Genomic DNA, 21,438 nt, shown 5'->3' on the forward strand with positions numbered 1-21,438 from the left:
AGGAGTTCCCATGATCCAGAACGAGATGAGCCGGCGACGCCTGCTCGGGCTCGGCGTCGGGCTCGGCGCGGCGGCCACGCTGACGCTCAGCGGCTGCGGCGGCGGCAGCAGCTCCGACAGCTCCGGCGCCTCCGGCAACGGCGGCAAGGACTACACCGGCCCGAAGGTGGACCTGAAGCTGTGGAACGGCTTCACCGGCGGCGACGGCGACATCTTCAAGGCGCTCGTCCAGCGGTTCAACGGCGAGCACCAGAACATCGCGGTCAGCGTGATCACGTACCAGTGGGAGGACTACTACAGCAAGCTCCCCGGCGCGGTCTCCAGCGGCAACGGCCCGGACATCGCGGTCATGCACATGGACCAGCTCGCCACGTTCGCCGCCCGCGGCGTGATCACCGAACTGGACGACGTGGCGAAGGCGCTGGAGCTGAGCGAGGGCGACTTCGCCCCGACCGTGTGGAAGGGCGGCCTCTACAACGACAAGCGGTACGGCATCCCGCTGGACATGCACCCGCTGGGCTTCTACTACAACAAGGCGGTCATGCAGAAGGCCGGCCTGGACCCGGAGAAGCCGCCGGCCACCCGGGACGAGTACACAGCCGCGCTCACCGAGCTGAAGAAGTCGGGCGTGCAGGGCTTCTGGGTCAGCCCGTTCCAGTTCACCGGCGGCATGACCTTCTACAGCCTGCTGCACCAGTGGGGCGGCACCGTCTTCGACGCCGAGGTGGCGAAGGCGACGTTCAACTCCGGCCCGGCGGTCGAGGCGTGCACCTGGCTGGTCGACCTGATCAAGCAGGGCCACTCCCCTGCCAACGTCGGCCAGGACGCCGACTACCTGGCGTTCAAGAGCGGCAAGAACGCGTTCACCTGGAACGGCATCTGGCAGATCAACGACCTGAAGAAGAGCCCGAACGTGCAGTGGGGCGTCGCGCCGCTGCCGCAGATCGGCAGCCAGAAGGCCGCCTGGGCGAACTCGCACAACTTCACCATCGTCAAGCAGCGCTCCGCGAACGCCGACCGGACCGCCGGGGCCAAGGTGTTCATCAACTGGCTGAGCCAGCACTCGCTGGACTGGGCCAAGGGCGGCCAGGTGCCGGCCCGCAAGGCGGTCCGCGAGAGCAGCGAGTTCACCGCGCTCACCGAGGTCAACGCGCTCGCCCCGGAGCTGGAGTACGCCGCCTTCCCGCCCGCCGCGCCGGGCCTGGGCGAGGTCATCCTGACCTTCTACAGCGCCTTCAACGAGGCGGCGCTGGGCAAGAAGTCGCCGAAGCAGGCGCTCGACGACGGCGTGGCCAAGGCGAACAAGCAGCTGGAGGACAACCGCAAGAAGTACGGGAACTGATCCGCCGTGGCGGACGTGATCGAGGTCGAGGCGGCGCGTGACGGCGCGCCGCCCCCGGCGGCGCGCGCCCGCCGCCGGGGCGCGACGGAACGCGGCAACCGGACGACGCCGTACCTCTTCCTCGCGCCGTACCTGATCCTGTTCGGCGTGTTCGGCCTGGCGCCGATCCTGTTCGGGGTCTGGATCAGCCTGCACCAGTGGGACCTGCAACTGCCCAACCGGCCGTTCGTCGGGCTCGGCAACTACCGGGACCTGTTCTCCAGCGACTCGGCGATCTACGGGGACTGGTGGTCCAGCGTCCGGGCGACCGGGATCTTCACGCTGTTCTCCGTACCACTGCTGGTGGTCGTCCCGCTCGGGCTGGCGCTGCTGCTCAACCGCTCGTTCCCCGGCCGGACGTTCTTCCGGGCCGCGTTCTTCGCGCCGTACGTGCTGGGCGTGGCGGTGATCGGCCTGCTCTGGCGGTTCCTGCTCGACGCCAACCTGGGCCTGGTCAACCGGCTGCTCGGCGTGGTCGGCCTCCCCTCGGACACGCCCTGGGTGACCGACGTGCCGTGGGCCTGGGTGTCGCTTGTCGGCGTGACCGTGTGGTGGACGTGCGGCTTCAACGCGGTGATCTACCTGGCCGGGCTCCAGGACATCCCGGCCGAGCTGTACGAGGCGGCCAAGGTGGACGGTGCGGGCGGCTGGGACCGGTTCCGCCACGTCACGATCCCCGGCCTGCGCCCGGTGATGCTGTTCGTCTTCACCACCACGATCCTCGCCTCGGCGAACGTGTTCGGCCAGGCGTTCCTGATCACCCAGGGCGCGCCCGGCGAGCAGACCCGCACGGTGGTCTGGCGGATCGTCGACGAGGGGCTGCGGGACTACGACGCCGGGCGGGCCGCCGCGATGAGCGTGTTCTTCGCGCTGATGCTGGCCGTGGTGAGCGTCGTCAACTTCCGGCTGTTCCGCTACCGGGAAGACTGAGGGGACGACATGAGGAACATGCGCGCGGTGGCGCGGTACGGCGTACTGCTGCTGATCACCGCGATCTTCGTGACCCCGCTGGTCTGGATGCTGCTGACCTCGGTGAAGACGTACGACGACGCGCAGCGGGTGCCGCCCGGCTGGCTGCCGAACCCGTTCTCCACCTACGGCTACCAGCAGATCGTCGACAACGCGGCGAACCCGGTGCTGCGGTGGTTCGTCAACAGCATGCTGGCGGCCACCCTGCACACGCTGCTGGTGCTGGTGACCGCGTCGATGGCAGCGTACGCGCTGGCCCGGATGCGTTTCCGCGGCCGGAGGCTGCTGTTCGCGCTGATCGTGGGCACGCTGTTCCTGCCGCCCACCTCGCTGATCATCCCGAACTTCATCATCGCCGAGCGGCTGAACTGGATCGACACGCTGACAGTGGTGATCGTGCCGGGCGCGGCGAGCGCGTTCGGGGTGTTCTTCCTGCGCCAGTTCTTCCTCTCCATCCCGACCGAGCTGGAGGAGGCGGCGGTGCTGGACGGCGCGAACCACTGGCAGGTCTTCCGCCAGGTGCTGCTGCCGCTGTCGAAGCCGGCCTTCGCCACGCTCGCGGTGCTGTCGTTCCTGACCAACTGGAACGACTTCCTCTGGCCGGTGTACGTGCTGTTCAGCCCGGAACGGCTGACCCTGCCGGCGGGCCTGGGCCTGCTCCAGGGCGCGTACGTGACCGACTATCCAGTGATCATGGCGGGTGCGGTGCTGGCGAGTGTGCCGGTGCTGATCCTGTTCGTGTTCGCCCAGCGGCACGTCATCCAGGGCGTCTCCCGTAGCGGCCTGAAGGGGTGACCGGGTAAGGGAGGGCCCGCCTCAGGGGGTGGGGGCGGGCTCGGGGGTGTCCGAGTGCTCGCGACGGGCCGGCCGGTTCTTGCGGTGGCCGTACCCGACGTGGATGACCGCGCCGATCAGCGTCCAGGCGAGGAACCGCAGCCAGGTCTCCACCGACAGGTTCAGGCTCAGGTGGAGGCGGGCCACGGCGGTGACGGTCGGCAGCACCGGCGGGAACGGCACCTCGAACGGCCGCTCCAGATCGGGGCGGCGCTCGCGCGGGATCGGCACCGCGATGGCGACCGGCGCGAACGCGCAGAGCGCGCCGATGCTGACCAGGTCGACCAGGATCACGCTGGTGAGCCCGGCGACGGCGGCGATGGAGACGAGCACCGCGGCCCAGCCGGCGCCGGCCGCCCGGAACGCGGACGTGATGGGCGACGAGCGAGACGCCGATGTGGAGCACCGTGGAGATGAGCAGCGTGCCGAGCAGGCCAGTGGCAGGTCACGCTTGGGCTTGCGGGTCTCCTCACCCAGGTTCGCCACGGCCTCGAACCCGGTGTACGCGAAGAACACCACTGCGGCTGCGGTGAGCACGCCGACGAAGAAACACGATGCCGACGGCGCCGAGGTTGACGACGAGCGTGAAGATGCCGGTGCCGATCACGATGCCGATCAGGTCGACCGCGCCGGGCCGGCGCCGCAGGTATCGGAATCGTCACGATCCGGCCGATCGGACGATGCCGGACATCGATCGGCCGTCAGGGTCTTGCGCCGGGCACGGATAGATGAAAGTTTTCTACCGGTGGCATGGGCAGCGCGGCGAAACTTGCCGCGACGCCCCGCCGCCGACCGTCCCCCCGGACCCGACGAAGGGACCGCACCGCATGAAGGCAACTCGGCTCGGAGCCGCCGCGCTGGCCGCGGCGCTGCTCGGCACGCTGGTCGCCGGCACACCGGCGCAGGCCGCCCCCGGCGACAACACAGGCACCGCCACTTCCCCCTCCACCGACTGCGTCACCGACCCGGCCACCCCCAAGCGCCAGTTCCGGGCCATGTGGATCGCCTCGGTGACGAACATCGACTGGCCCAGCAAGGACTCCTGGACCGCGCCGGACCAGGTGGCCAAGCAGAAGGCCGAATACCTGGCCTGGCTCGACCTGGCCCAGAAGCTCAACCACAACGCCGTCGTGGTCCAGGTCCGCCCGACCGCGGACGCGTTCTGGCCCTCGCCGTACGAGCCGTGGTCGGAGTACCTGACCGGCGTACGCGGCAAGAACCCCGGCTGGGATCCGCTGGACTTCCTGGTCGCCGAGTCGCACAAGCGCAACCTGGAGTTCCACGCCTGGTTCAACCCGTACCGCGTCTCCATGCCCGCGCCCGGCGGCGCCGGCGCCGACCTGTCGCAACTGGCCCCGGACAGCCCGGCCCGCCAGCACCCCGACTGGGTCTTCGCCTACCCGCCCGCCGGCGTCGCCGGCAGCCGGCTCTACTACAACCCCGGCATCCCCGAGGTCCGCGAGTTCGTCCAGACCGCGATGATGGACGCGGTCAAGCGGTACGACATCGACGGCGTGCACTTCGACGACTACTTCTACCCGTACCCGAGCGGCACCCACCAGGTGCCCGACGACGCCACGTTCGCGGCGTACAACAGGGGCTTCACCGACAAGGCCGACTGGCGGCGGGACAACATCAACCTGCTGATCCAGGAGATGAACGCCAAGATCAAGGCGGTCAAGCCGTGGGTGAAGTTCGGCGTCAGCCCGTTCGGCATCTGGCGCAACGCGTCGGCCGACCCGAACGGCTCGGACACCACCGGCTCGCAGTCGTACGACATCATCTCCGCCGACTCGCGCAAGTGGGTCAAGGAGGAGTGGATCGACTACATCGTGCCGCAGCTCTACTGGTACATCGGCCAGTACCCGGCCGCCGACTACGCCCGGCTGGTGCCGTGGTGGGCCGAGCAGGTGCGCGGCACACGGGTGCAGCTCTACATCGGCCAGGCCGACTACAAGAGCGGTGACCCGGCGTACGGATCGTTCTGGATGAACCCGCAGGAGTTGTCGAACCACCTGACGCTCAACCGGTCGTACCCGGAGGTGCTCGGCAACGTGCACTTCTCCGCGGTGCAGGTCCGGGCGAACCGGCTCGGCGCCACCGACATCTACGCCGCCGAGCACTACTCCCGCCCGGCGCTGGTGCCCACCATGACGCACCTGCCGCGCAAGCCGCTGCTGTTCCCGGTGGTCACCAAGGCCCAGCGGGAGGCGGACGGGGTACGCCTGAGCTGGCGTCAGCCGGCCGACGGCAAGGGCCCGCTCGGCACCGCCGCGTCGTACGCGATCTACCGGTTCGACGGGCACGGCCTGGCCCGGCGCTGCGACTTCGCCGACGCCTCGCACCTGGTCGGCACCGTCCGGGCCACCGACGGCGCCGTGCAGTCCTGGGTGGACACCACGGCGACCGACGGCGCCCGGTACACCTACTACGTGACCGCGCTGGACCGGCTGGCGAACGAGAGCCTGGCGAGCCCGCCGCGCTTCGTGCGCTGATCCCCGCCGGATGCCCCCGGGCCGCCTCGACGGCCCGGGGGCATTCGTCTGTTTGGGCAAATGGCAGTAAGCCGTTTCCCGGAGCATCGCCCCGCGTCACCTCATTGATCAACACTGATCGGCATCCGGAGATCCCGGAGCCCGCCCCACGCGTACCCCGCGGAGGTTTCCCTTGTCCCGTCGCCTCGCCACCACCCTCGCCGCCGCCACACTCGCCCTGTTCACGATGCTCGGCCTGGCCACACCGGCCACGGCCGCGGTGAGCACCCAGCAGAAGCTCTCCGTCCTGACCAGTTGGACGCAGACCAGCGCCTCCAGCTACAACGCCTGGAACAGCGCCCGGCTGAACCGGGCCCCCTGGTCCGGGTACGGCTTCGACTGGTCCACCGACTACTGCTCGTCCAGCCCGGACAACCCGATCGGCTTCAACTTCAAGCTCTCCTGCTACCGGCACGACTTCGGCTACCGCAACCACAAGGCGATGGGCGTCTTCTCGGCCAACAAGTCCCGGCTGGACAGCGCCTTCTACGAGGACCTCAAGCGGGTCTGCGCCACGTACAACGCGGCGGTCCGGCCCGCCTGCTACAGCCTGGCCTGGACGTACTACCAGGCGGTGAGCGTGTTCGGTTCGGTCGCCGCCGTGTCGCAGGCCGACCTCGACCGCGCCGCCCGGATGAAGGCCGACGCCGAACACCGCGCCGTCGCACGCGCCTGACGCGCCACCGGGGAGTCCGCCGCTCGGCGGGCTCCCCGCCCGGTCGGCGCGGCGGGCTCGCCGTCCGCCCGGCGGTCGTGCGGCGCGGTCCTCCGGCTCAGCCCGCCGTGCTGCGGGGCTGGAACGCGGGCCAGGAGCCGGCGGCTGACGCGCCGAACCGGGGCGAGTCGGCGGCCAGGTCCGGATGCTCGACGTGCAGCGCCAGCGCGGCCACCTCGTCCAGCCGCAGCCCCGTCCCGGCGCCGTAGGCGGCGTCGAACGCCTCGTCGCCCAGCACCCGCCGCAACTCCGCCTGCCGGGCCGCCCAGTACGGGCCGTATATCCCCGGCGTGGCCCGCAGGTTCGCCCGGGTGGCCTGCGCCGCCCCGAACAGCCGGGCCGCGCAGAGCGCGTCCCCGGCGAGCGCGCAGCGAACCGCTATCGCGTTGATCGTGTCGCAGGCCCGGCCCAGGTAGCCGTGACTCATCCGGGACCGCAACGCCACCAGCAGGTGCTCGTGCGCGGCGACCAGGTCGCCCCGGGCCAGGGCCACCACCCCGAGCAGCATGTCCACCGACCGGCCACCCCGCTCGGCCGGCCGGGCCGCCTCGACCGGACGGGCCGCGGCGAGCAGATCGGCCGCCTCGTCCAGCGCGCCCCGGCGCCAGAGCAGCTCGGCGAGGTTGTACACGGCCAGGAGCGCGTCGCCCACCACGTCCTGCGCGTACGCCCAGTCGATCACCTCACGGCAGACCCGCTCCGCCTCGGCGAACTGCCCCATGTCGACCAGCGGCGCCGCGCGCCCGGCCAGCACCCGCGCCAGCAGCCCCCGGTCGCCGGACTGCCGGGCGGCCGCCTCGGCCCGCTGCGAGTACCGCAGCTCCTCGCCGAACTCGCCGTCCGCGCCCGCGTGCAGCGAGTGCATGTGGTACGCGGCGGCCAGCTCGGCGTCCGGCATCACCTCGCCGGTCTCGGCGAGCCGGCCGTAGAGCCGGAACAGCCAGAGCCGTCCCTCCCGGGCCAGCCCGCGCTCCCGCCACCACTGGTCCAGGTCACCCGCCAGCGACAGGCCCGAGCGGGCGCTGCCGCCGGTGGCGCACCAGCGCAACGCGGCCCGCAACTCGTTCGCCAGCGGGTCGAGCGCGTACAGGGAGAGCGTCACCGGGCGGCCGTCCGGGCCCAGGTGCGCCCGGTCCAGCGCATGCCGGCACCAGGCGACGTGCCGGTCCCGGGCGCCCTGCTCCTCGCCCGCCTCGACCAGCCGCCGAGCCGCGTACGCCCGGATCGGGTCGAGCATCCGGTAGGTGCTGCCGGAGGCGTGCGGCTCGGCCAGCACCATCGACTTGTCCACCAGCACCGAGAGCGGGTCGAGCGGGTCCTCGTCGAGCAGCCACTGCACTGTGGGCAGGTCCACCGGGCCGGCGAACACCGCCATCCAGCGCAGCAGCCGGGCCGAACGCGCGCCGAGCGTCCGGTACGACCAGGTCACTGTGGCCTGGATGGTCAGGTGCCGCTCGCTCGCCGAACGCTGCACCGCCCGGGTCGCCGGGGTGGGCGGGGCGGCGCCGGTCGCGGCGGCCACCAGGTCCACCGTGTCCTGCTGGTTGCCGCTCCAGCCGGCCTCCACCGGCGGTGGTTCCGCCGTCTCCCGCCCGGCGTCGAGCGTGCCCAGCATGTCGTCGAGCCGCTCGGCCAGTTGCCCGGCCGAGAGCACCCGCAGCCGGGCCGCGGCCAGCTCGATGGCCAGCGGCAGCCCGTCCAGGCGGCGTACCACCCGGTGCAGGTCGGCCTGCTCGGCCGGTTCCGGCGCCCGGCCGCCCCGCGCAACGGCGGTACGGTCCAGCAGCAGCGCCACCGCGTCGCTCCCCCCGCCGTCGGGTCCCTCGTCCACCGACAGCGGCGGGATCCGCCACACCACCTCGCCGGGTACGCCGAACGACTCCCGGCTGGTCGCCAGCACCCGCACACCCCGGCCACCGGCGAGCAGCCGGCCGATCACCTCGGCCGACGCGGCGGTCTGGGCGTCGCAGGTGTCCAGCAGCACGAGCATCCGGCGCGGCGCCGCGTACTCGACGAGGGTGTCGACCATCGGCCGGCCCGGCTCCGGGCGCAGGCCGAGCACGGCGGCGATCTCGAACGCCACCAGCCCCGGGTCGGTCACCGCGGCGATGTCGACGAACCAGACGCCGTCCGGGTAGTCCTCGACGATCCCGGAGGCCAGCTCCACCGCCAGCCGGGTCTTGCCGGCACCGCCCGCGCCGAGCACGGTCACCAGGCGGTACGCCTCGACCAGCCGCCCCAGCTCGGCGCGCTCGGCCTGCCGGCCGACGAACGAGGTGACCTGGGTGGGCAGGTTGTGTGCTGTCGCTTCGGCGGTACGCGGACGCGGGAACCGCCGCTCCAACCCGGACGCGACGAGCTGGAACAGCCGCTCCCGGTCGTCGAAGCCGCGCAGCCGGTGCAGCCCGAGGTCCAGCAGCGACACTCCGTCCGGCAGCGGGTCGGCGTGCCGCGCGGTGGCCGCCGAGCAGAGCACCTGCCCGCCGTGCGCGGCCGCGGCCACCCGGGCGGCCCGGTGCACCTCGGGGCTGGCGTACTCGCCGTCGCGGGGCTCGGCGTAGCCGGTGTGCAGCCCCATCCGTACCCGGGGGGTGGCGTCCGGGTTGGGCCACTCGTGGCCGGCGAGCGCGCGCTGCGCGGTCAGGCAGGCGCGGACCGCGGCGGCGGCGTCGGGGAACGCGAGGAAGAACGAGTCCCCCTCGGTCAGCAGCTCCGCGCCGTCGGTGCCGGCCAGGGTGTCGCGCAGCAGCCGCCGGTGCTCGTGCAGGACCGGGCGGTAGACCGGGCCGAGCATCCGGGCCAGCCGCGTCGAGCCCTCGATGTCGGTGAACACGAAGGTCACCCACCCGGTGGGGAGGTGGTGTCCTTGCGGCATACGTCGAACCTCCGCCCGGTGACGTCGGGTTCATGCTGCCCTATGGTCGTGCCGTCACGCATCGTGAGAACGGCTGGGCAGATTCCGCCCCAAGGTGCCAAAGGATCACACCGGCGGCAAGACCCCGATCGACCCGCGGGACGGACGGCGGAAAGTCAGCAGCCGCAGGAGCCGCCGCAGCAACCACCGCCGCTGGGAATCCCACCGCTCGGGGCGGAGCCGCCCCGTCCGGTGACGGCCACCGTGGACAGCAGTTTCACCGTGTCGGCGTGGCCCTGCGGGCAGGTGGCCGGCCGGTCGGCCTCGGCCATCGGACGGTTGACCTCGAAGGTGCCGCCGCACGCGCGGCAACGGAACTCGTACCGGGGCATGTCCCAAGCGTACGGCCGGGCCTGACGTCGTCACCCGGATGGGTGATACTCGACGGGTGGTGGACGGCGAACGGCGAGCGACGGCCTGGCCCCTGCGACCCGCCGCGCCACCCGACGACGGCACCCGGTCCATCCCGCAGCCCCGCCGCGAGCGCGATTCCCTCCCCCCGAAGTCGCCCGCCGACCCGGCCCGCGACACGGACGCCGCAGCCGGCGCGGGGGCGGCGGCCGCCCCGGACGGCGAGCCCGGGCCGGGCGGCGACGAGCAGCCGGGCTCCGGGCCGACGGCCGAGCCCGAGTCGGCGGCCGAGAGCGGCGGGCGGCGTCGGCGGATGCCGTTCGCGCACGCCGTCCGGACCCGCCCGGGGCAACTCACCGTCGACGCGGCCCGGGCCACCCGCGCCTGGTCCCGGCGACCCGGCGGCCGCACCGCCCTGCCCGCGCTGTTCCTGCTCGCGCTGGTCACCGCCGCCACCACCGCCGGTGCGGTGATCGTGCCCGCCGCGGCCGGCCGGTCGGAGCCGGTCACCGAGGCCACCCCCTCGCAGACCGTGCCGCAGACCGCGGCGGCGCCCGCCACGCCCCCGCTGCCGGAGCCGACCGGCCTGCCCGGCACCACCGCACCGACCGGCACCCCGCTGCCCGGGGCGACCACAGCTCCGGTGCTGCCCGCCGGGCGTCCCGCCGACGCGCTCGCCGGCTGGGCGCAGCGGGTCAGCGCGGTGACCGGCATCCCCGCGGTGGCGCTCCAGGCGTACGCCTACGCCGAACTGGTGCTCGCCCAGACCAACCGCGGTTGCCAGCTGAGCTGGACCACGCTGGCCGCCATCGGGTACGTCGAGTCGCGCCACGGCGCGGCCAACGGCGCCACCCTGCAAGCCGACGGGCGGGCCCTGCCGGAGATCAGGGGAGAGCCGCTCGACGGGCAGGGCGGCCGGTCCCGGATCCTCGACACCGACCAGGGGCTGCTCGACGGCGACCGCGTCCACGACCGGGCGCTCGGCCCGATGCAGTTCATCCCCACCACCTGGCAGGAGATCGGCGCGGACGCCGACGGTGACGGCGTGAAGAACCCGCACGACATCGACGACGCGGCGCTGGCCGCCGGGCTCTACCTGTGCAAGGGCGGCCGGAACATGACCATCCCGGGCGACTGGTGGGGCGCCATCCTCTCCTACAACGATGTGCGTCGGTACGCCCAGGCCGTCTTCGACAAGGCCGACGAGTACGGCAGGCTCAGCCGCGACGTGAGGTGACGGCTCGCGTACATTCGCGGACTGAACCCTTCCCCCCGGCTGCCGTTGACGGCAAGCTAGACGGGTGATGGTGCGCGAGTGGGATCCCAGGACCGCGTCGTCCGCCGAGATCGCGTCCCTGCTGGACACGCTGAACGCGGTCCTGGCGGCCGATCTGCCGCAGGATCCGCCATGGCGGGAGGACTCCATGCGGGAGTATCTCTCCGAGGTGATGCCCGGCGAGCGGCGGATCTCGTGGGTCGCGCAGGAGGACGCCGCCCCGGACGGCACGCCCGGGGCGGTCGTCGGGCATGTGCACGTGCTGCTGCTCGGCGGGATCGGCGTGCTCGAAGTGCTGGTGCATCCGACGATCCGGCGCAGCGGCATCGGCCGGGAGCTGGTGCGGGTGGCCGCCCGCCGGGTCTGGGACGAGGGCTTCCAGTCGATCGGCGTGGAGGTGGTCGGCGACACCCCGGCCGTGGCGTTCTACGAGTCACTGGGCTTCACCCGCGACTACGTGGAGACCCGCAGCGTGCTCGACCTGCGCACGGTGGACTGGCCGGCGCTCACCGAGATGGCCGCCGAGGTCGGCGCGGGCTACCACGTGGAGTTCTGGCCGGGTGGCCCGCCGGACGAGCTGATCGAGGCGTACGCGCGGGCGAAGGCCGAGGTGCGCGACGTGGACGACGTGGAGCTGCGGCCCAGTTCCTACGACCCGGACCGGCTGCGCGACAGCCTCGCCACGCTGCACAGGCGCGGCATGAAGCCGTACATCGTGCTGGCGCTGCACGAGCAGACCGGCGAGGTGGCCGGGTTGACCGAGGTGGTGGTGCCGGCGCAGCACCCGACCCGGGCCGACCAGTACGACACGATCGTCGTCCACGACCACCGCGGCTACGGCATCGACCGGGCCATCAAGGCGCGGATGCTGCTGGAGCTGCGCTCGGCCGAGCCCGAGGTGGCCGAGGTGCAGACCTGGAACGCGCAGGACAACGAGTCGATGCTGAAGGTCAACGCGGAGCTGGGCTACCGCCCCGACCGCGACTGGTGCGAATACGGTGTGGACGTCGCCGAACTGGTGCACCGGCTGGACAGTCACCGCTGACAGTTCACCGTCCGGCCGTCGAAGGGCTGGACGGTGTACCCACGAGAGCCTTAACGTTCGCTAGTTCCTGTCCACCCATCGTGGAGGCCCCATGCGCCCGCGCCGCACCCTCGCCGCGCTCGCGACCACCGCCGCCGTCACCCTCACGGCGATCGCTGTCGCACCCACCGCGGCCAGCGCCGCGCCCACCGACCTGTTCATCTCGGAGTACGTCGAGGGATCGTCCAACAACAAGGCCGTGGAGCTGTACAACGGCACCGGCGCCCCGATCGACCTGGCCGCCCGCGGCTACCAGCTCCAGCTCTACTTCAACGGCGCCACCACCTCGACGAACGTGGCCCTCACCGGCACCGTCGCCGCCGGTGACGTGTTCGTCTTCGCCGCCGCGGCGGCCGCCCCGGCGATCCTCGCCCAGGCCGACCAGACGTACTCCGGCTCGCTGTTCAACGGCGACGACGCGATCGTGCTGCGCAAGGGCGACGCGGTGGTCGACTCCCTGGGCCAGGTCGGCGTCGACCCGGGCACCGAGTGGGGCAGCGGGCTCACCAGCACCGCGGACAACACGCTGCGCCGGCTGCCCTCGGTGGCCGCCGGCGACACCGACCCGGCGGACCCGTTCGACCCGGCAGCGCAGTGGGCCGGCTTCGCCACCGACACGTTCGACGGGCTGGGCAGCCACACCGTCGGCGGCGGGCCGGTCGACCAGCCGGCCACCCTGGCCTGCGGCGGTGCGCTGACGCTGTCGGCGGGCGCCACCGCGACCCGCGAGGTGACCGCGACCGACGTCGACGACACGATCACCGACCTGGCGGTCACCTCGGTCGTGCCGGTGCCGGCGAGCGGCTCGATCAGCCGTACCGCGTTCACCCCGGCGACCGCGGACGGTGGCACGGCCACCGCGACGCTCACCGCCACCGGCCTGCCGGCCGGCAGCTACGCGGTCACGGTGACCTCCACCGACGCCGAGGGCGACAGCGCCACCTGCACGCTCACCGTGCAGGCCACGAGCGTGCTGTCGATCGGCGAGGTGCAGGGCCGCACCGCCGACGACGAGGACGGCCGCACCGACCGGTCGCCGCTCGCGCCGGCCAGCGGCAACGGCACCAGCTCCACGCTGTACGACGTACGCGGCGTGATCACCGGCATGTCGCTGACCCGCAGTTCGGCCGGGGCCGACCAGTGGGGCTTCTACCTCCAGAGCCGGCTCGGCACCGAGGACGGCGACCCGCTGACCTCCGACGGCCTGTTCGTCTTCATGGGCTCGTTCACCACGCTGATCGGCGGGTACGCCCCGACCGTCGGTGACGAGGTCGTGCTGCGCGGCCGGGTCTCCGAGTACTTCAACCAGACCCAGCTGTCCAGCGCCTCGCTGGTCCGCAAGCTCGACTCCGGCCTCGACGTGGACACCGTGGTCCGGGTCGACGACGCGGTCCCGCCGGCCGAGGCGGCCGCCGCCGACCTGTTCTGGGAGCGGCACGAGGGCGAGCGGATGCGGGTACGCGCCGGCAGCGGCGTCTCCGCGCCCCGGCACATCTACTCCTCCACCGCCGACTCCGAGATCTACGTGCTGGACCGCGAGGATCCGGTGATGAAGCGGTCCGACCCGTACGCCCGGCGGGTGTTCCGGGACGCACACCCGCTCGACGACATCCCCGGCACGCTGTTCGACAACGGCAACAACCAGCGCATCCTGCTGGGTGCCGGCGGCGTGAAGGCGACCGCCGGCGACTCCCGGGCGCTGCTGCCCGAGGCGCGCACGTTCGACACGCTCACCGAGGACGCCTACGGTTCCGTCTCGTACGCGTTCAGCAAGTACAGCGTGCAGCCGGAGCAGCTCACGCTGACCGGTGGCGCGGACCCGGCCGCGAACCACCCGCCGCAGCCGGCCGACCGCGGCAGCGAGGTCGCGATCGCCACCTACAACGTGGAGAACCTGTACGACTACCGCGACGACCCGTTCGACGGCTGCGACTTCGCCGGCAACAACGGGTGCCCCGGCGTCAGTCCGCCGTTCGACTACGTGCCGGCGAGCCCGGAGGCGTACGCCGCCAAGCTGGCCGTACAGGCCCGGCAGATCGTCCAGTCGCTGCACAGCCCGGATCTGATCCTGGTGCAGGAGGCCGAGGACCAGGACATCTGCTCGGTGGTCGACGGCGCTCTGGCCTGCGGTGACACCAACAACGCCGACGGCGCGCCGGACACCGTGCAGGAGCTGGCGCTCGCCATCGCGGCGAACGGCGGCCCGGTGTACGCCGCCGCGTACGACCGGACCGGCGCGGACGCCCGGGGCATCGCCTCGGCGTTCCTCTACCGGACCGACCGGCTGACGCTCGCCGAGGCGACCGCCGCCGACCCGCTGCTGGGCTCCGCCCCGACCGTCCAGTACCGCTCGGCGGCGCTGCCGTCCAACAGCGACGTGCAGAACCCCAAGGCGCTCAACGCGGTGCTGCCGGCCGACGTCGACCGGTCGACCGGGGTGGACGGCAGCAACGTCTACACCCGCGCGGCGCAGGTGGCCCGGTTCACCGTGAAGGCGGGCCCCGGATCGGCCGAGCGGTTCACGCTCTGGGCGGTCGCCAACCACTTCTCGTCCGGACCGGACAGCCGGGTCGGGCAGCGCCGCGAGCAGGCCGCGTACGGAGCGGCGATCGTGCAGGCGGTCGAGGCGAGCGACCCGGACGCCCGCGTGGTCTACGGCGGGGACCTGAACGTCTTCCCCCGGCCGGACGACCCGATCGCCACCGCCCAGAACCCGACCCCGTCGGACCAGCTCGCCCCGCTGTACGAGGCCGGGCTGCACAACCTCTGGGACGACCTGGTGAAGGACTCGCCGGCGTCGGCGTACTCGTACACCTTCAGCGGTCAGGCGCAGACGCTGGACAACCTGTTCGTGAACGACCCGATGCACGACGACCTGGTGCAGGTACGGACGGCGCACATCAACGCCGACTACCCCACCGACGCGCCGGAGCTGGGCGACCGGGGTGCCAGCGACCACGACCCGCAGGTGGCCCGGTTCCGGTCGCGCGCCTCGCTGCGGGTCGCGGACACCTCGGTCACCGAGGGCGACAAGGGCACCAGCACGATGACGTTCGCTGTCACCGTGTCCCGCCCGCTCTCCGAGCCGGCCCTGATCTGCGCGGCCACCTACGGCACCACCGCCCAGGCCGGGTCGGACTACGACCCGTACGTGGGCTGCCGGGTGCTGGCCGCGGGCAAGACCTCGCTGACGTTCCCGGTCACCGTGCGCGGCGACCGCAAACGCGAGGCGGACGAGAAGCTCACGCTGTACGTGGCCGGGGTGCCGGGCCTGCGGCTCGCCGACCCGTCCGGCGTCGGGACGATCCTGAACGACGACTGAGCGGTGTGCCGCGCGGCGGCCCGTCGACTCGCTCATAGGCGGATCGGCGGGCCGCCGCGGTATCCGCACCGCTGCGGATCGGGCGGAGGCGGCACGCTCCGGTACTTGGTTACCCGCACCTCCCACTGGCTGCGGCGGCGCAGCCAGTTTGTGGACAACGTGCGGCGACCACACCGGGAAGCGCGCGGCCAGCGAGGCGAGCCCGCCGCCGCACGTGCCGGCAGCAGAGGGTCGACGGTCGGCCGGGCGGCGGTCAGTAGCGCTCGCGCAGCAACTGGGCGGCCTCGACGGCCCAGTAGGTGAGGATGATCTGGGCGCCGGCCCGGCGGATCGAGGTGAGCGTCTCCAGCATCACCCGCTCCCGGTCGATCCAGCCGTTCGCGGCGGCGGCCTCGACCATCGCGTACTCGCCGGAGACCTGGTAGGCGGCGACCGGGACGTTCACCGCGTCCCGGACCGCCGACACCACGTCGAGGTAGGGCAGCGCCGGCTTGACCATCACCATGTCGGCGCCCTCGGCCACGTCCAGCTCGACCTCGCGCAGCGACTCGCGCAGGTTCGCCGGGTCCTGCTGGTAGGTGCGCCGGTCCCCCTCCAGCGCCGACTCCACCGCGTCGCGGAACGGGCCGTAGAAGGCGGAGGCGTACTTCACCGCGTACGCGAGCACCGAGACGTCCTGGTGCCCGGCGGCGTCGAGCGCCCTGCGGACCACGCCGACCTGGCCGTCCATCATCCCGGACGGCCCGACCACGTGGACCCCGGCGGCGGCCTGGGCCACCGCCATGTCGGCGTACGCGGCGAGCGTGGCGTCGTTGTCGACCCCGCCGTCCGGGGTGAGCAGGCCGCAGTGCCCGTGCGAGGTGAACTCGTCCAGGCACAGGTCGCTCATCACCACGGTCGAGTCGCCGGCCTCGGCGACCACGTCCCGGATCGCCCTGTTGAGCACGCCGGCCGGGTCGATGCCACCGGAGCCGGTCTCGTCCCGCGTCGCCGGCACCCCGAACAGCATGATCCCGCCGACCCCGGCCTGGACCGCCTCTGCGGCGGCCTTGCGCAGCGACTCCCGGGAGTGCTGGAGCACCCCCGGGAGCGACGCGATGGCCCGCGGCTCGGTCAGCCCCTCCTTGACGAACATCGGCACGACCAGCTCGGCCGGGTCGACGCGGGTCTCGGAGACCAGCCGCCGCACGGCCGCGTTGCGGCGCAGCCGGCGGGGCCGGATCTCGGGGTACGGCATGACGGGCCTCCTGTCAGCGGAACCGCAGGGCGGTCGGGCCCTGCACCTTCGAGCCCCGGCGCTGCTTCGCCGGCATGGCGGCGAGCTTCTCCCGCAGCTCGACGGCGTAGGCGGCGAGCGCCTCCACCAGGTCGGGCACCGAGGCGTGCGGCGGCTGCACGTCGACGCGCAGGCCGAACTCGGAGGCGGTCTCCGCCGTCTTGGGCCCGATCACTGCAACAACGGTCCGCGCGTGCGGCTTCCCGGCGATACCGACGAGGTTCCGCACCGTGGACGACGAGGTGAACAGCACCGCGTCGAACCCGCCGGACTTGATCGCGTCGCGGATCTCGGCGGGCGGCGGCGCCGCGCGCACGGTCCGGTACGCGGTCACGTCGTCGACCTCCCAGCCCCGCTCGGTCAGGCCGGCGGCCAGGGTCTCGGTGGCGATGTCGGCGCGCGGCAGCAGCACCCGGCCGACCGGGTCGAGGATCTCGTCGTGCGGCGAGAACTCGGCCAGCAGGCCCTCGGAGGACTGCTCCCCGGCGGGGATCAGCTCGGGCTGGATACCGAAGGCACGGACCGCCTCGGCGGTGGCGTCACCGATGCAGGCGATCTTCACGCCGCCGAAGTGGCGGGCGTCGAGGCCGTGCTCGGCGAACTTCTCCCACACCGCCCGGACCGCGTTCACCGACGTGAAGATCACCCAGGCGTACCGGCCGTCGACCAGGCCCTTGACCGCCCGCTCCATCTGCGCCGGGGTACGCGGCGGCTCGACCGCGATGGTCGGCACCTCGCACGGGATCGCCCCGTACGCGCGCAGCCGCGCGCTCATCACGCCGGCCTGCTCCTTGGTGCGGGGCACCAGCACCTTCCAGCCGTACAGCGGGCGGTTCTCCCACCAGCTCAGCTTGTCGCGGTCGGTGACGGCCGCGCCGACGGTGAGCACCACCCGGCCGGTGAAGCCGAGCGCCGCCGCGACGAAGGAGTCGACACTCGACGTGGTGGTGTACTGCGTCTCGCCGGTGCCGTCGCCGGTCACCCCGACCGCTGTGGTCCCGTCGACCCCGGCGGCCAGCAGGCCGTCCCGGACGGCGGCCAGGTCACCGGCGTCCACGGCGAGCGCCAGCGAACCCCGCCCGACGGCGGTGGCGAGCGCCTCGAAGTCCAGCGCTGTGACGTCCTCGACGTCGGCGGCGGTGCGGACCCCCGGCAGCGGGACACCCGCGTACGTGGCCACGCCCTCGGCCTGGCCGACGCCCGGCACCACCTCGAAGTGCGCGGCGGTACGCGCGACCGCCTGCACCTCCTTGACCACCGAGTCGTGGCCGAACGGGTCACCGGCGACCAGGTGCACGGCGTTCTGCCCGGACCGGGCCGCGGAGATCAGCACCTTCGCCACGTCCCCCGGCACGCCCTCGGCGGGGCTGAACTCGGCGTCCGGCCGGGCCTGGGCGCGGACGTGCGCCAGGAGCGACTCGGGTACGCCCCGGTCGTAGACCACCTGGTCGGCCTCCACCAGGGCGTCCAGCGCCCGGCGGGTCAGCAGGCCCGGGTCGCCGGGACCGGCCCCGACGAATGCGATCTGGCCTACGGGCTTACGGGTGCGGGTCATTCTGTGCTCCCAAGTTGCTGGGTCCCCGGGCCGGCCTGTGCGTCCTGGCCGAGGATCGAGTCGGCGCCGAGTTCGAGGAGTTCGGCGGCGAGTGCCTTGCCGATCTCCGCCGCGTCGGCGGGCGTTCCGGTGCGGGACAGCCGGAGGTCACGGGTACCGTCCGGGCTGATCACCGCACCGCGCAGGTAGATCTCCTGATTGACGTCGCCCTCGTCGGTGGGCTCGCCTTCGGCGAGGACGGCGTACGCGGCCACGGGTGCGCTGCACCCTGCCTCCAGGGTGGCCAGCAGCGCCCGTTCCGCGGTGATCGCGGCACGTGACGGTGCGTGGTCGAGCAGCGCGAGCAGCTCGACCACGTCCTGGTCGTCGGCCCGGCACTCGACGGCCAGCGCACCCTGGGCGGGCGCGGGCAGCATGAGCATCGGGTCGAGCGTCTCGGTGATGACGTCGGCACGGCCGATCCGGTTGAGCCCGGCGCGGGCCAGCACGACGGCGTCGAGGTCGGCGTCCGGGCCGAGCACGCGGCCGAGCCGGGTGTCGACGTTGCCCCGGATCGGGGTGACCTCCAACTGCATGCCCAGCGCGTGCAACTGGGCGATCCGGCGCAGCGCACCGGTGCCGACGCGGGCGCCGGGCGGCAGCTCGGCGAGCGTACGCCCGTTCGTGGCCACCAGCGCGTCACGCGGATCCTGCCGGGGCGGTACGGCCGCGACGTGCAGGCCGGGCGCCGCCGCGGTGGGCAGGTCCTTGTACGAGTGGACCGCGAAGTCGATCTCGCCAGCGGTCAGCGCGTCGCGCAGCGCGGAGACGAACACGCCGACGCCGAGCCGCTGCACCGGGGCGGTGGACCTGTCGCCGGCGGTCACCACCTCGACCAGCTCGACCGGGCGGCCGGTGGCCGCGGTGAGGGCCTCGGCGACGTGGCCGGACTGGGCCATCGCCAGGGCGCTGCCCCGGGTACCGAGGCGAAGGAGGGCGGTCATCGCGCACCTCCGGTGGGCGGGACGTCGGCGGCGTCGAACGACGGCCGGCCGTCGAGGTCGGTGACGACCACGTCGGGGACGGTGTCGACCGGGGAGGTCTGCGGGACGTCCAGGTCGAACAGTTGGCGCAGCAGCGCCGCGTACTGGTCGCCGCCGGGCTCGGCGGCGAGCTGGCGCACCCGTACGGTCGGCTGGTGCAGCAGCCGCTGCACGACCCGGTGCACGGTGCGGGCGACCTCGGCGCGCTGGTCGTCGCTGAGGTCGGGGCGGCGCTGGCCGAGCCGGCGCAGCTCGGCGGTGACGACGTCCTCGGCACGGCCGCGCAGGGCGGCCACCGTCGGTGCGACGTCGGCGCCGCGCAGCCAGTTCAGGAACGACTCGACCTCGCCGGTCACGATCCGGGCCACCTCGGCGGCGTCGGCCGTGGCCGGTCCGTCGGCGAGGACGGCGGCCATCCGGTCGATGTCGATCACCTCGACGCCGGGCAGCTCGGCGACGCCGGGCTCGACGTCGCGCGGGACGGCCAGGTCGAGCAGGACCAGCGGGCCGCGGTCGGCGTCCCGGCGGGCCAGCGCCCGGGTCACCACGTCGCGGGTGAGCACCGGCTCGGTGGCGGCGGTGGCGGCGACCACGACGTCGACGTCGGCGAGCGCGGTGATCAGCTCGGTCATCGGCACGGCGGACGCGCCGTACGACTCGGCGAGCCGGACGGCACGGGCGGCGCCCCGGTTGGTCACGGTGAGCGGGCCGGCGCCCAGCCGGGACAGCGTGGCCACGCCCAGCGAGCCCATCGCGCCGGCGCCGACCACCATGGCGGGCCGGCCGGCCAGGTCGCCGTCGAGCAGGTCGGCGGCGAGGTCGAGGGCGGCGGTGACGACGCTCTGCCCGGCCCGGTCGATGTTGGTCTCGGCGTGCGCGCGCTTGCCGACCCGCAGCGCCTGCTGCATCAGTTCGTGCAGCAGCCGCCCGGCGGAGTCGGCGCCACCGGCGGAGTGGTACGCGTCGCGGAGCTGGCCGAGGATCTGCGCCTCGCCCACCACCATCGAGTCGAGCCCGGCGGCCACCCGGAAGACGTGGTCCACGGCGGCGGCGTCGTAGTGCACGTAGAGGTGCGGGGCGAGCGCCGCGGGCTGGCAGCCGGCCTGGTCGGCCAGGACCGCGCAGATGTCACCGAGTCCGCCGTGGAACCCGGAGACGGCGGCGTAGACCTCCACCCGGTTGCAGGTGGAGAGCAGGACGGTCTCGGCGACGTACGGCTGGGCGATCAGGCGGTCCAGCGTGCGGGTGAGGTCGGCGGGCGGGACGGCCAGCTGTTCCAGGGTGGCGACCGGGGCGGTGCGGTAGGACGCGCCGACGACGAGCAGTTTCACGTGCCGATCGCCTCCTGGGTTTCGGTTGCCGCGAGTCCGCCGGGCAGGGCGGTGAGGGCGGACCCGCCGGTGGCGGGGAGCGCGGTCAGCGATGCCTTGCGGTGCTCGTGGAAGGACAGGATCTGCAGCTCGATGGCGAGGTCGACCTTGCGCACGTCGACCCCGTCCGGAACCGAGAGTACGCAGGGCGCGAAGTTGAGGATGCTCGTCACGCCGACGGCGACCAACTGGTCGGCGACCGCCTGGGCGGCCGGGGCGGGGGTGGCGATGACGCCGATCGAGATCGACTCCTCGGCGACGATCTGGGGCAGCTCGTCGACGTGCCGTACGACCAGGCCGTTGATCACTTCGCCGACGCGGGACCGGTCGGCGTCGACCAGCGCGGCGATGCGGAATCCGCGGTTGGCGAAGCCGTCGTAGCCGGCCAGGGCGTGACCGAGATTACCCACGCCGACGAGCGCGACGGTCCGGCACTGGGTGAGCCCGAGCACCGAGGAGATCTGGTCGACCAGCAGCGCCACGTCGTAGCCGACGCCACGGGTGCCGTACGAGCCGAGGTGGGACAGGTCCTTGCGGAGCTTCGCGGAGTTCACGCCGGCGGCGTTGGCGAGGCCCTCGCTGGACACCGTCTCGTGCCCGGCGTCGGCGAGTGCGTGCAGCGCACGCAGGTATTCCGGGAGCCGGGACACGGTCGCCTCGGGCAGGTCCGGAAGCGCCGGTACGGCACCGGTGCGACCGGGCGCGCCTGGTTGACGGTGCTGGCTCATGAGACTCCGTGCGGTGCGATCCTCGACCAGCGACGGGGGCCGGTCGTTTCGGGACTCCCGCTGGCGACCGAGATTGCCGGCTGTGCTAGCAGGGCGCGTCGGAACTA

Annotated in this window: 16 protein-coding genes and 1 pseudogene; 8 read left to right on the forward strand and 9 right to left on the reverse strand. The window is 73.0% G+C overall.

The window, feature by feature from the left end:
- Positions 1 to 10: 10 nt before the first annotated feature.
- From O7622_RS01545 to O7622_RS01555, 3 genes are read left to right on the forward strand one after another with little or no spacing between them, the layout of a single operon-like run.
- Positions 11 to 1,342: an ABC transporter substrate-binding protein gene (locus O7622_RS01545; protein WP_282311521.1), complete on the forward strand. Its 1,332-nt coding sequence runs from the start codon at positions 11 to 13 to the stop codon at positions 1,340 to 1,342.
- 6 nt (positions 1,343 to 1,348) lie between these two features.
- Entirely contained in the window at positions 1,349 to 2,311 is a 963-nt protein-coding gene (locus O7622_RS01550) for a sugar ABC transporter permease (RefSeq protein ID WP_282311522.1), read from the forward strand.
- Positions 2,312 to 2,320: 9 nt separating this feature from the next.
- Entirely contained in the window at positions 2,321 to 3,145 is an 825-nt protein-coding gene (locus tag O7622_RS01555) for a carbohydrate ABC transporter permease (protein ID WP_282311523.1), read from the forward strand.
- Between the two features lie 21 nt (positions 3,146 to 3,166).
- Here the strand turns inward: O7622_RS01555 and O7622_RS29160 are convergent, their stop codons facing one another.
- Entirely contained in the window at positions 3,167 to 3,517 is a 351-nt protein-coding gene (locus O7622_RS29160) for an amino acid permease C-terminal domain-containing protein (protein WP_348774065.1), read from the reverse strand.
- A 108-nt stretch (positions 3,518 to 3,625) separates the two neighbouring features.
- Positions 3,626 to 3,727, reverse strand: a pseudogene (locus O7622_RS01565) (hypothetical protein); the annotation flags it as partial.
- A 284-nt stretch (positions 3,728 to 4,011) separates the two neighbouring features.
- On the opposite strand from O7622_RS01565, the gene O7622_RS01570 reads away from it, so the two are divergent.
- Both O7622_RS01570 and O7622_RS01575 read left to right on the forward strand, forming a co-directional pair.
- Positions 4,012 to 5,679, forward strand: coding sequence for a family 10 glycosylhydrolase (locus O7622_RS01570; protein WP_282311524.1), 1,668 nt, complete (start codon positions 4,012 to 4,014; stop codon positions 5,677 to 5,679).
- 172 nt (positions 5,680 to 5,851) lie between these two features.
- The gene (locus tag O7622_RS01575; protein WP_282311525.1) at positions 5,852 to 6,394 is read left to right on the forward strand and encodes a phospholipase; all 543 of its coding nucleotides are present in this window, start codon (positions 5,852 to 5,854) and stop codon (positions 6,392 to 6,394) included.
- A 97-nt stretch (positions 6,395 to 6,491) separates the two neighbouring features.
- On the opposite strand, the gene O7622_RS01580 is transcribed toward O7622_RS01575, so the two are convergent.
- Together O7622_RS01580 and O7622_RS01585 are read right to left on the reverse strand one after the other, a co-directional pair.
- On the reverse strand, positions 6,492 to 9,308 hold the full coding sequence (locus O7622_RS01580) for an adenylate/guanylate cyclase domain-containing protein (RefSeq protein WP_282311526.1): 2,817 nt from the start codon (positions 9,306 to 9,308) through the stop codon (positions 6,492 to 6,494).
- Positions 9,309 to 9,463: 155 nt separating this feature from the next.
- A complete protein-coding gene (locus tag O7622_RS01585; RefSeq protein ID WP_282311527.1) occupies positions 9,464 to 9,679 on the reverse strand; it encodes a zinc ribbon domain-containing protein in 216 nt (71 codons plus the stop codon).
- A gap of 38 nt (positions 9,680 to 9,717) precedes the next feature.
- Between O7622_RS01585 and O7622_RS01590 the strand changes: the two genes are divergently transcribed.
- The 3 genes from O7622_RS01590 (at position 9,718) to O7622_RS01600 (ending at position 15,380) form a co-directional block, all read left to right on the forward strand.
- On the forward strand, positions 9,718 to 10,935 hold the full coding sequence (locus tag O7622_RS01590) for a murein transglycosylase (RefSeq protein WP_282311528.1): 1,218 nt from the start codon (positions 9,718 to 9,720) through the stop codon (positions 10,933 to 10,935).
- 67 nt (positions 10,936 to 11,002) lie between these two features.
- On the forward strand, positions 11,003 to 12,019 hold the full coding sequence (locus O7622_RS01595; protein WP_282314003.1) for a GNAT family N-acetyltransferase: 1,017 nt from the start codon (positions 11,003 to 11,005) through the stop codon (positions 12,017 to 12,019).
- 91 nt (positions 12,020 to 12,110) lie between these two features.
- Positions 12,111 to 15,380 carry a lamin tail domain-containing protein gene (locus tag O7622_RS01600; protein WP_282311529.1) on the forward strand — a complete coding sequence of 1,090 codons (3,270 nt, stop codon included), beginning with the start codon at positions 12,111 to 12,113 and terminating at the stop codon, positions 15,378 to 15,380.
- Between the two features lie 253 nt (positions 15,381 to 15,633).
- Here O7622_RS01600 and hemB read toward each other — a convergent pair whose 3' ends face one another.
- From hemB to O7622_RS01625, 5 genes are read right to left on the reverse strand one after another with little or no spacing between them, the layout of a single operon-like run.
- A complete protein-coding gene (gene hemB, locus O7622_RS01605; protein ID WP_282311530.1) occupies positions 15,634 to 16,617 on the reverse strand; it encodes a porphobilinogen synthase in 984 nt (327 codons plus the stop codon).
- Positions 16,618 to 16,630: 13 nt separating this feature from the next.
- The gene (locus O7622_RS01610) at positions 16,631 to 18,211 is read right to left on the reverse strand and encodes a uroporphyrinogen-III synthase (RefSeq protein ID WP_282311531.1); all 1,581 of its coding nucleotides are present in this window, start codon (positions 18,209 to 18,211) and stop codon (positions 16,631 to 16,633) included.
- Positions 18,208 to 19,194 (reverse strand): hydroxymethylbilane synthase, encoded by a 987-nt coding sequence (gene hemC / locus O7622_RS01615; RefSeq protein WP_282311532.1) that lies wholly within the window; start codon positions 19,192 to 19,194, stop codon positions 18,208 to 18,210. The genes O7622_RS01610 and hemC overlap by 4 nt, the downstream gene beginning before the upstream one ends.
- Positions 19,191 to 20,564, reverse strand: coding sequence for a glutamyl-tRNA reductase (locus O7622_RS01620; RefSeq protein WP_282311533.1), 1,374 nt, complete (start codon positions 20,562 to 20,564; stop codon positions 19,191 to 19,193). Before O7622_RS01620 ends, hemC begins: the two co-directional genes overlap by 4 nt.
- Positions 20,561 to 21,331 carry a redox-sensing transcriptional repressor Rex gene (locus O7622_RS01625; RefSeq protein WP_282311534.1) on the reverse strand — a complete coding sequence of 257 codons (771 nt, stop codon included), beginning with the start codon at positions 21,329 to 21,331 and terminating at the stop codon, positions 20,561 to 20,563. The genes O7622_RS01620 and O7622_RS01625 overlap by 4 nt, the downstream gene beginning before the upstream one ends.
- Positions 21,332 to 21,438: the final 107 nt, after the last annotated feature.

This window comes from Micromonospora sp. WMMD1076 (assembly GCF_029581475.1).
Taxonomy (GTDB): domain Bacteria; phylum Actinomycetota; class Actinomycetes; order Mycobacteriales; family Micromonosporaceae; genus Micromonospora; species Micromonospora aurantiaca.

Bases quoted from the DNA above. Each gene is read 5' to 3' on its own strand.
- O7622_RS01580 (WP_282311526.1), bottom strand. From the start codon at position 9,308: ATGCCGCAAGGACACCACCTCCCCACCGGGTGGGTGACCTTCGTGTTC.
- hemC (WP_282311532.1), bottom strand. From the start codon at position 19,194: ATGACCGCCCTCCTTCGCCTCGGTACCCGGGGCAGCGCCCTGGCGATG.
- O7622_RS01590 (WP_282311528.1), top strand. From the start codon at position 9,718: ATGGGTGATACTCGACGGGTGGTGGACGGCGAACGGCGAGCGACGGCC.
- O7622_RS01625 (WP_282311534.1), bottom strand. From the start codon at position 21,331: ATGAGCCAGCACCGTCAACCAGGCGCGCCCGGTCGCACCGGTGCCGTA.
- O7622_RS01585 (WP_282311527.1), bottom strand. From the start codon at position 9,679: ATGCCCCGGTACGAGTTCCGTTGCCGCGCGTGCGGCGGCACCTTCGAG.
- O7622_RS01610 (WP_282311531.1), bottom strand. From the start codon at position 18,211: ATGACCCGCACCCGTAAGCCCGTAGGCCAGATCGCATTCGTCGGGGCC.
- O7622_RS01545 (WP_282311521.1), top strand. From the start codon at position 11: ATGATCCAGAACGAGATGAGCCGGCGACGCCTGCTCGGGCTCGGCGTC.
- hemB (WP_282311530.1), bottom strand. From the start codon at position 16,617: ATGCCGTACCCCGAGATCCGGCCCCGCCGGCTGCGCCGCAACGCGGCC.
- O7622_RS01595 (WP_282314003.1), top strand. From the start codon at position 11,003: ATGGTGCGCGAGTGGGATCCCAGGACCGCGTCGTCCGCCGAGATCGCG.
- O7622_RS01570 (WP_282311524.1), top strand. From the start codon at position 4,012: ATGAAGGCAACTCGGCTCGGAGCCGCCGCGCTGGCCGCGGCGCTGCTC.
- O7622_RS01600 (WP_282311529.1), top strand. From the start codon at position 12,111: ATGCGCCCGCGCCGCACCCTCGCCGCGCTCGCGACCACCGCCGCCGTC.
- O7622_RS01555 (WP_282311523.1), top strand. From the start codon at position 2,321: ATGAGGAACATGCGCGCGGTGGCGCGGTACGGCGTACTGCTGCTGATC.